Below are 2,009 nucleotides of genomic sequence, written 5' to 3' on the forward strand. Positions count from 1 at the left end.
GTAGTTAAGCCCCTCAGCGCCGATGGTACTGCATGGGAGACTGTGTGGGAGAGTAGGACGCCGCCGGACTTATATTGGGTAGGGCCCGCCACAGTCGTGGCGGGCCCTACTTCTTTCCCATGCGTTATTCGTGGGTGAAAGGCCCCGCCACTCTCGTGGCGGGGCCTTTCTCATTTCGGTTCGGGGATTGAGGGGGGCGGGTTCTGCGGCTTGTGGTGACGTTGAGGTTGGCGGAGCGACGAAGGCATTTGGCGGTGCGACGAGGGCATCACGCTCATCGACGTGGGGCTGCCGGGCACTGGGGAGACCTGCAGCGTGAGCTCGGCTCGCTCGGCAAGTCCGCCGACGACATCCGCGGGCTCATCCTGACCCACGGCGAATTTGACCATCTCGGCTTCGCCGAGCGCCTTCGGAGGGAGCACGGCGTGCCGGTGTTCGTGCATGCCGAGGACTCGGTCCGCGCGCGGACGGGGGAGAAACCCAAGACGGCGATGGGCCCCATGCGCCTCGGCCCCGCACTCGGCTTTTTCGGCTACTCGATCCGCAAGAACGGCCTGCGCACGCAGCACGTCGGCGAGGTCACCGAGATCCGCGACGGCGACGTCCTGGACCTGCCCGGCAGCCCCGTGATCATCGGTATGCCGGGGCACTCTCCGGGAAGTGTCGCGGTGCACGTCCCGCTCGCCGACGCGCTCTTCGTCGGGGACGCCCCGACCACGCGGCATGTCCTGACCGGCCGCGAGGGACCGCAGCCCGCGCCCTTCACCGACGACCCGGAGACGGCGCTCTCGTCCCTCGCCCGGATCGCCGAGTTGTCGGCGTCCTGGGTGCTTCCGGGCCACGGCGCCCCGTGGAGGACGTCACCGGCCGAGGTGAGCGGGGCGGTAAGGAAGGACGCCGTCTGACGCGATCGCGGTCGCGCTGGTCTGGGAGCCGCGGGGCCAGGCCAGAGCCGGGCGAACGACCGATTTGATGCGACTCTCTTGTAATTGCGACTAGTTTGCAACAAGGTGGAGGGGTCTCACTCGATCCCGCGAGGGCGGAGCCGTCCCATGTCCCACCTGGTGCCCGAGAGCAGGCCGCAGCGCGTCATCGCGGCGTCCAACTTCCTCTACACGCTGGGGAGCGGTCTCTACCTCACCGCGGGGGTCCTGTACTTCACCGAGGCGGTGCGTCTGCCGGTGGGACGGGTGGGGCTCGGCCTCGGGATAGCGGGGCTGGTCTCGCTGGTGGTCGGCATCGGGGTGGGGCATCTGGCGGACCGGGTCGGAGCGCGCGGGGTCTATGCGGCGACCCTGCTCGTCAGGGGGACGGCGGCGGCCGCGTTCACCCTGGTCGACGGATTCTGGTCGTTCGTTCTCGTGGTGTGCGTCGCGACCGGCGCGCAGGCGGCCGGGCTCGCGGCGCGCAGCCCCCTCGTCCGGCGGTTCGGCGGGGAACGGCCTCAGGAGTTCCGGGCCTATCTGCGCGCGGTGACCAATGTCGGGATCTCGCTCGGCGCTCTGCTGGCGGGCTGGATCGTCACGGTCGGCACCACGTCCGCCTATCAGCTGCTCGTGCTCGGGCTGGCGGTGGCCAACATCCTCGCCGCGGCTCCGCTGGTGCTGCTGCCGAAGGTGGAGCCGCAGGCGGCGGCCGGCGGACCGCGGTGGACCGGTTTGCGGGACCGTCCTTATCTGCTGCTCACGGCGCTGGACGGGGTGATGGCCGTCCAGTTCAAGGTGCTGACGGTGGCCCTGCCACTGTGGCTGGTGGCGTCGACGGCCGCGCCGCACTGGCTGATCGCGGGCACGATGATCACCAACACCGTCATCGTCGTGGTGCTCCAGGTGCGGGCGAGCCGCGGCATCGACTCGCCGGCCGCGGGCGGGGAGGCGTACCGGCGGGCCGGGGTGGCGTTCCTGGCGTCCTCCGCGTTGATCTCCCTGGCGGCGGGGCTTCCGGCGTGGGCGGCCGGAGGGCTGCTCGTCGGCGCGGTGGTGGTCCACTCGGTGGGCGAGCTGTGGCAC

The 2,009-nt window shown here is 70.5% G+C and carries 2 protein-coding genes and 1 rRNA gene; all 3 read left to right on the top strand.

Annotated elements, in window-relative coordinates; all coding sequences use genetic code 11:
* A 5S ribosomal RNA gene (gene rrf / locus AB0J52_RS37975) occupies positions 1 to 69 on the top strand; the annotation flags it as partial.
* A 185-nt stretch (positions 70 to 254) separates the two neighbouring features.
* A complete protein-coding gene (locus AB0J52_RS37980) occupies positions 255 to 905 on the top strand; it encodes an MBL fold metallo-hydrolase (RefSeq protein WP_500187837.1) in 651 nt (216 codons plus the stop codon).
* A 147-nt stretch (positions 906 to 1,052) separates the two neighbouring features.
* A partial coding sequence (locus tag AB0J52_RS37985) for an MFS transporter (RefSeq protein ID WP_500187839.1) occupies positions 1,053 to 2,009 on the top strand: 957 nt, incomplete at its 3' end.

The sequence above is a fragment of the Spirillospora sp. NPDC049652 genome, from assembly GCF_040675125.1.
In the GTDB taxonomy this organism is placed as follows: Bacteria; Actinomycetota; Actinomycetes; order Streptosporangiales; family Streptosporangiaceae; genus Spirillospora.